The organism is Corallincola holothuriorum (assembly GCF_003336225.1).
In the GTDB taxonomy this organism is placed as follows: Bacteria; Pseudomonadota; Gammaproteobacteria; order Enterobacterales; family Neiellaceae; genus Corallincola; species Corallincola holothuriorum.
Window position 1 is genome coordinate 306,889 of record NZ_QPID01000006.1, and the last position, 7,583, is coordinate 314,471.

The 7,583-nt window shown below is 51.8% G+C and carries 7 protein-coding genes; all 7 read left to right on the forward strand.

What is annotated here, in order from left to right:
* The first annotated feature begins 77 nt into the window (after positions 1 to 77).
* The 7 genes from DU002_RS11955 (at position 78) to DU002_RS11985 (ending at position 7,309) form a co-directional block, all read left to right on the forward strand.
* Positions 78 to 1,574, forward strand: a complete 1,497-nt coding sequence (locus DU002_RS11955; RefSeq protein ID WP_199405227.1) for a CoA-acylating methylmalonate-semialdehyde dehydrogenase — start codon at positions 78 to 80, stop codon at positions 1,572 to 1,574.
* A 14-nt stretch (positions 1,575 to 1,588) separates the two neighbouring features.
* A complete protein-coding gene (locus DU002_RS11960; RefSeq protein ID WP_114338616.1) occupies positions 1,589 to 2,746 on the forward strand; it encodes an acyl-CoA dehydrogenase family protein in 1,158 nt (385 codons plus the stop codon).
* A gap of 63 nt (positions 2,747 to 2,809) precedes the next feature.
* The gene (locus tag DU002_RS11965) at positions 2,810 to 3,610 is read left to right on the forward strand and encodes an enoyl-CoA hydratase (RefSeq protein ID WP_199405228.1); all 801 of its coding nucleotides are present in this window, start codon (positions 2,810 to 2,812) and stop codon (positions 3,608 to 3,610) included.
* Between the two features lie 70 nt (positions 3,611 to 3,680).
* A complete protein-coding gene (locus tag DU002_RS11970; RefSeq protein ID WP_233496488.1) occupies positions 3,681 to 4,826 on the forward strand; it encodes an enoyl-CoA hydratase/isomerase family protein in 1,146 nt (381 codons plus the stop codon).
* 55 nt (positions 4,827 to 4,881) lie between these two features.
* Positions 4,882 to 5,772: a 3-hydroxyisobutyrate dehydrogenase gene (gene mmsB, locus DU002_RS11975; protein WP_114338618.1), complete on the forward strand. Its 891-nt coding sequence runs from the start codon at positions 4,882 to 4,884 to the stop codon at positions 5,770 to 5,772.
* A 24-nt stretch (positions 5,773 to 5,796) separates the two neighbouring features.
* A complete protein-coding gene (locus DU002_RS11980; protein ID WP_114338619.1) occupies positions 5,797 to 6,612 on the forward strand; it encodes an SDR family oxidoreductase in 816 nt (271 codons plus the stop codon).
* 424 nt (positions 6,613 to 7,036) lie between these two features.
* Complete coding sequence (locus DU002_RS11985; protein ID WP_147271856.1) at positions 7,037 to 7,309, forward strand: hypothetical protein; 273 nt, start codon at positions 7,037 to 7,039, stop codon at positions 7,307 to 7,309.
* Positions 7,310 to 7,583: the final 274 nt, after the last annotated feature.

Sequence of the window (7,583 nt, forward strand, 5' to 3'; positions counted from 1 at the left end):
CGGCGACAGGTTGTTTGGTGTGATTGTCAGTAAGGCATAGCGGGTATTGGCAGCAGGATAATTAACGGAGCGTTGTGATGCAGCAAGTGAAACATCTCATTAATGGTGAGTGGCAACTAGGCGAAGGGCAACCAATGATCGATGTGGTTAACCCTGCCAACCAGAACGTTCTCGCTACTCAAACAGCGGCCAGTGATCTGCAGCTTGAACGTGCTGTTGCCGCTGCAGAGCTAGCCTTTCTGCAGTGGCGTGAAGTACCAGCGCCGGAACGCGCCCGATTGATGCTGAACTTCCAGCACAGTTTGAAGTTGCATCATGATGAACTTGGCGAGTTGTTGGCGCAGGACACAGGTAAAACTTTTGCCGATGCCAAAGGGGATGTTTGGCGCGGAATTGAAGTGGTTGAACAGGCGTGTGGTATTGCTTCGCAGATGATGGGCGAAACTTTGGAAAACGCCGCTCGTGGCATCGATTGTTACAGCTATTTGCAGCCACTGGGTGTGTGTGCCGGTATCACCCCCTTTAATTTCCCCGCCATGATCCCGCTATGGATGTTTCCGTTAGCGACGGCGTGCGGTAATAGTTTTATCCTCAAACCGTCAGAACAGGATCCGCTTGTACCGAATCGCATTGCCGAGCTGTTTGTTGAATGCGGAGCGCCAAAAAATCTCCTGCAAGTGCTTCACGGTGGGCCGAAACAGGTGGACGCACTGTTAACGCATCCAGATATCAAGGCTGTTTCTTTTGTCGGTTCCGCCCCCGTGGCGGAGCATATTTATCATACTGGCAGTCAACACAATAAACGGGTGCAAGCATTTGCTGGGGCGAAGAACCATATGGTGGTTATGCCCGATGCTAATGCGTCACAAGTGGTAAATGCACTGGTTGGCGCTTCTGTGGGCGCGGCTGGCCAGCGTTGTATGGCCATTTCTGTCGCGGTATTGGTGGGGGATGCCAAAGCTCTGATCCCGCAAATTCAGATGGAGATGAAAAAGGTTCGGCCTGGGGTTTGGAATGACCCAGAGGCTGGTTACGGGCCATTAATCAGTGCGGCGTCCAAGCAGCGTGTGGCCGGACTCATTCAACAGGGGATAGAAGAGGGGGCAGAGTGCTTACTAGACGGCCGTGACTTCCGCATTGCAGACATTACCGCTGCCGATGGTAATTGGCTCGGCCCAACATTGTTTGCGAATGTCACACCTGAGATGGCGATCTATCAGCAGGAGATATTTGGCCCCGTCTTGCTCTTGATGACCGCAGATTCGCTCGATGACGCACTCACTGTGATTAACCGAAACCCGTTCGGTAATGGCTGCTCAATCTTTACCTCCAGCGGCGCAGCGGCACGCACCTTTCAGCGGGAAGTGACGGTTGGTCAAGTAGGTATCAATGTGCCAATACCTGTGCCTTTGCCCTGTTTCTCATTTACTGGTTGGAAAGGCTCATTCTTTGGTGATCTGCACGCCTATGGTAAGCAAGCGGTGCGTTTCTATACCGAGACCAAAACCATCACCAGCCGTTGGTTTGATGGCGATGTGGCGGGCGCTCCCAATATGACGATCCAATTGAAGTAAGTGAGGTCTGTGTCGTGAATTTCGAACTGAATGAAGAACAACGCGCATTTGTCGATGCCGCCGCGCAGTTTTCTCGCGAGATGTTAGCGCCCAGTGCGGCTGATTGGGATCGTGAGCATACCTTCCCCATCGATGTCATAAGAGCGGCCGGCGAGATGGGCTTTTGTGGTTTGTACTGTCAGCCCCAACATGGCGGGCTTGGCTTGTCTCGGCTCAATGCCAGTTTGATATTCGAACAACTGGCGGCGGGGTGTACCAGTACTACCGCTTATTTAACTATTCACAATATGGCCAGTTGGATGGTCTCTACCTGGGCAACAGATCAAGCAGCTGAAGAGTGGGCGGCGTTGCTAACCAGCGGTCAGAAATTGGCATCTTACTGCTTAACGGAACCGAATGCAGGCAGTGATGCCGCGGCGCTGGCGACCAGAGCCGAAAAGGTTGGTGACAGTTATCTGATCAGTGGCAGTAAGGTGTTTATCTCCGGTGCGGGCGATACCGACCTACTGATTGTCATGGCACGTACTGGCGGTTCCGGGCCGAAAGGGATCAGTGCCTTTATGGTGCCTGCTGATGCCGATGGCATTAGCTATGGCCGTCGTGAGCCGAAAATGGGCTGGAACAGTCAGGCTACCCGCAGTGTTAGTTTCGACAAGGTTGCTGTGCCTGCGCACTACTTGTTGGCTGAAGAGGGGCAGGGTTTTGCGCTGGCCATGAAGGGGCTGGATGGTGGCCGGATTAACATTGCTACCTGCTCCGTAGGCACCGCGCAACAGGCTGTGGAAGACGCCAGTCGTTATCTATCTGAACGTAAGCAGTTTGGTAAGCCGTTGGCCGATTTCCAGGCATTGCAGTTCATGTTGGCAGACATGACGACTGAATTGGTTGCCGCGCGGCAACTGGTGCGGATGGCTGCCAGCAAGCTTGATAACGGTGATAGTGATGCCACCACCTATGCCGCCATGGCGAAGCGTTTTGCTACCGATGTTGGCTTTAAGGTGGTTGATGATGCGCTGCAGCTATTTGGTGGCTATGGCTATATTAATGAATACCCCCTAGAGCGTTATCTAAGGGATCTGCGAGTGCACCGGATCCTTGAAGGTACAAACGAGATTATGCGGTTGATTATTAGTCGGCGGGTGTTGGCTGATGGCATGGTGAGTATTACTTAAGGCATTGAAAAGCCGAACTGTTAGTGCCTCCGATAGGGGCTTATGGGTGTAAGGAGTTTTCATATGAGTGAGCATTTATCTATCTATGACAGTGAGTTACTCAAACTGACTCGGCATGGGCATACGCTGGTGATCACCATCAGCCATCCACCGGCGAACACCTGGACCAAGCAAAGTTTGAATGATCTCTCTCAGCTTATTCGTAGCGTGACCAATGAGCGTGACATCTACACTCTGATCATCACTGGCGAAGGCGATAAATTTTTTTCTGCCGGCGCCGATTTAAGCTTGTTTGCCGATGGCGACCCGGAAACCGCGCGTGCAATAGCGCATAGCTTTGGTACCGCGTTTGAAGCATTGAGTGAGTTTCGTGGTTTAACCATCGCAGCCATAAATGGCTATGCCATGGGCGGGGGCTTGGAGGTTGCCATGGCGTGCGATCTTCGTATCGCTGAATCTCAGGCGAAAATGGCGCTGCCAGAGGCCAGTGTTGGTTTATTACCTTGTGCTGGTGGCACCCAAAACTTACCGCACTTGGTGGGCGAGGGGTGGGCTAAGCGGATGATTTTGTGCGGTGAACGAGTGGATGCTGATACAGCTGCAAAGATAGGCCTAGTGGAAGTCGTGGTAGAGACAGGTGAGGCACTGACAACGGCATTGGCTTGGGCAAAACAAGCCGAAAAGCAGAGCCCACTGGCGGTAGGAGCGTGCAAGCAGTTGATCCAACACGGTCGGAAAAACCCGATGTGGCAGGGATTAGAAAAAGAGCGTGAATACTTTGTCAGCCTATTTGGCACTGCTGACCAGGCGGAAGGTGTACAGGCCTTCTTAGAAAAGCGCGCACCGGTTTGGCGTAACAGTTGATGCTCGGGTGCCCTTGGCCGTTGACCATTAGCCCCTATAACGCCAGCAAATAAGAGGTTGGAGCAATCCCATGACAGATACAACTCAGACCATGGCAGCGGATCTTTTGATCAGCGAGATGACGGTCGGTAAGCGCTTCAAGATTGGGGTGGTAACGCTGAATGCGCCAACCAAGCTCAATGCCTTGAGCTTGAGCATGGTGGAGGGGCTAGGAGCGCAACTGCACATTTGGGCAAACGATAAAAAGATAGCTGCCGTTTGGTTGCAAGGTGCGGGTGACAAAGCTTTTTGCGCCGGTGGCGACATTGTTGATATGTATCATGCCATGGTTGCAACGCCCCACACGGTACAAGCGGAAGTGTGTCACTTTTTCACTCAGGAGTACCAGACAGATCACTTGATCCATACCTTTCCTAAGCCGGTGATCGTCTGGGGTGATGGCATTGTGATGGGCGGCGGTATCGGCTTGATGGTGGGCGGTAGCCACCGTTTGGTAACGGAACGTTCGCGACTGGCAATGCCAGAGATATCTATAGGGTTGTATCCCGACGTGGCGGGCAGCTGGTTTCTGCCGAAAATGCCCGACAATGCGGGGCTGTTCTTAGGGCTGACAGGCGCGCAAATCAACGGTCGTGACGCGGTGCATCTGAATATGGCGGATCACCGGGTGAGCTCTGCGAAACAAACTCAACTGAAAGCAGGTTTAGCGAATTTATCGTGGCAGGGAGATAACCATGATTTTGCCATGCTCAGTGATTTTTTTCGTGACCATGAACTGTCCATCAAAGACAAAGATGTCGCCCTGCCCGAAGGCTACTTAAGTCACCAGCAAACCGTATCTGATCTATGTGCTGGCGAGAGCTTGCAACAGGTCGCGGCAGCGATCCTAAACCAGGATACTGACGATCCTTGGTTGCAACGGGCGCAGGCCAATTTGCGTGCAGGGAGTCCGAACACCGCCCATCTTATTTGGCAGATGATCCAGCAGCCACCAGCAGATCTAGCGTCAGCTTTTCGGCAAGAGTTGGGCATGTCGTGCCGTTGTGCTGAGAGCGGCGAGTTTGCCGAAGGGGTAAGGGCGCTATTGATCGATAAAGACCGCAAACCGCAATGGCAGTTTGCAGATGTGAACCAAGTACCAGAGTCTGTGGTGCGACATCATTTCAGTTCGCCGTGGCCTGCCGATGTGCACCCGCTGCGCTCATTAGGTCATTGATGCTCTTGTTGAAAAGGCGGAGTGAATATGACGAGTGGAAGAAGGAGAACATAGCATGACTATCGGCTTTATCGGTCTCGGCAATATGGGATTACCGATGGCGCAGAACCTGCTGCGATCTGGGCATACCCTCAAGGTGTTTGACCTGAGTTCCAGCGCAGTGAGCACCGCAGAGCAGGACGGTGCCATAGTGATGAGCAGTGCCGCAGAAGCGGTGGAGGGCAGTGCTATCGTCATCACCATGTTGCCTGGTGATCAGCAGGTATTAGACCTCTATCTTGCTAAACACGGCTTATTAAGTCATGGCAACGGTTCGACCCTATTTGTTGATTGTTCAACGGTGGCCGCGACAACCTCGCAAACGATTGCTGTACAGGCCGATGCGATGGGTACTTCGATGATAGATGCGCCAGTCTCCGGTGGAACAGTGGGAGCAGCGGCGGCTACCTTAACCTTTATGGTGGGGGGGCCGGATGCGGCCTTTCAACGAGTGCAACCGGTATTAAAAAACATGGGCGCCAACGTCTTCCATGCTGGTGCCAAAGTGGGGGATGGTCAGTTAGCAAAAGCGTGTAACAACATGCTACTGGCCGCTCTGATGATAGGTACCAGTGAGGCGCTGCAGTTGGGAGCTGATAATGGCTTGGATATTGCCAAGCTCACCGAGATCATGCGACAAAGTTCGGGCGACAATTGGGTGTTGAACAAGTACCACCCGTGGCCGGGCGAGATGCCAGCAGCCCCCGCCAGTCATGATTATGAACCCGGTTTTATGGTGAAGTTGATGACCAAAGATCTTGGCTTAGCAATGCAAACGGCATTGGCTAGCGGTACGCCAACGCCCTTGGGTGCAATGGCGCGTTCAATTTATGCCCAGCATGGTCGCGACGGTTGGGACGAGAAAGATTTCTCCAGTGTACTAACGCGGTTCAGCGACAACAAATGAGCGAAAAGCAGAGGGAGTAAAGTTATGCAGATCGTCAGTAAAGTGGTGGCTATTACTGGAGCCGGTAGCGGTTTAGGCCGTGCGATGGCGTTGAGCTTTGCCGCCCAGGGCGCTCATTTGGCCTTGCTGGATCTTAATGCCGATGCCCTCAGCGATACAGCGAGCTTGATTGAAGCTGCAACGGGTCAATCGGTAGAGGGCGAGCCTCAGCAAACCACCCATGCCGCCAGCAAGCCACCCACTTGTCGCTGCTATGTGCTTGATGTCACCAATGAGGCGGAAGTGGAACACTGTTTCGATGCCATTGCTAACGACTTTGGCGCGTTACACGTGCTGATAAACAGCGCTGGCATTATGCGGGACAACATGCTGCTAAAAGTCAAAGAGGGCAAGGTGGTCGATAAGATGTCCCTCGGTGTGTTTAATACCGTTCTGCATGTCAACTTGACTGGCAGTTTTCTCTGTGGCCGTGAAGCCGCTGCGCAGATGGTTCAGCATCAGTGTGAAGGGGTGATCATCAATCTGGCCAGTGTCTCCCGCGCCGGCAATATGGGCCAAAGTAACTATTCTGCAGCCAAGGCTGGCGTGTCTGCAATGACGGTCACGTGGGCGAAAGAGTTGGCTCGATTTGGTATCCGCGCTGCAGCCATCGCCCCCGGCGTGTTTGCCACCCCTATGACCGAAGTCATGAAACCGGAAGCGATGGAACGATTGAAGCAGGCGATCCCAGCCAAGCGGCTAGGCGAAGCGGAAGAAATAGCACACGCCGCCCGGTTTATCATCGAAAATGACTACTACACTGGCCGGGTGTTGGAGTTGGATGGTGGGATAAGGGTGTAGATAAAACAGGGTCATCCGATCAAATCGATATCAGGCTCGGTCAGTTTTACTGATTTGTAATTAACCACATTAATAGCGAATGCCTAACGGTTGTGCACTCGCTGAACCCACCTTTTTTAAATGGCGCATTCGCACCGTTTACCGGTATTTTCGCTTCGTTCCGGCATAGCAGGAAACTTTTCCGTTTTCACGGCTTAGCCTTTGCTAAACCTGTGTGTTAACTGCTTGTTTGAACGGCTAAATAGCTGATAAGGTAGTTTTACTGTTTAGACATAGAAGGAAATATTTGCTCCGGCATAGGAGGAAAAATTCCTTCTACTTATACTGTTAACTGTCATCGAATCGTATGAGAAAAGAGTACATAGCAAAGATATTGGGAAATAATCCTAATGTCATCGAAAACGATAATGGTAGTGCTGTTGTTGTGTCGATCAAAACTAGTGACATCGATATATATGTAACAGTGCCATACGATATCAACGAAGTATTCTGGGAAGCGAAGAATAAAGAGGGAGTTGTGCTCGTACAAGACAGTCACGAGTTCTATGGCGACACTGAGTATGAGGATATCAGGGAATGCCTTCTAGACATTCAAGATGTCATGAAAGCGCCAAAATTTAGGGTTTCCAACGAAGGTAAAACACTAGAAGCTTATGGCTATCAATGGTATTACTTATTTGGCGAGTTCAACAGTTAACAATCCAAAGCACTCGGACTTGGTAACCTTGTCACTTTTTTGCCCCAAAAAAATCGCCAATGCCACCAATCCGGTGTTTGGGGCGTTGGTATGACTCCCACTGTCAAGTTTGACGCACTGATCCCTGCTAAAAAACTAGCCATCGTTTTCTCCTAAAAAAGAGCTGATACATCAGATGAAGCCGGTACTTTCGTCGGTTGCTATGCTGGTATCCGTGGATTACTCATTTTCATGAGCAGCGCCTACCTTACTTGTTCCGCCGTGGCACCTGTCT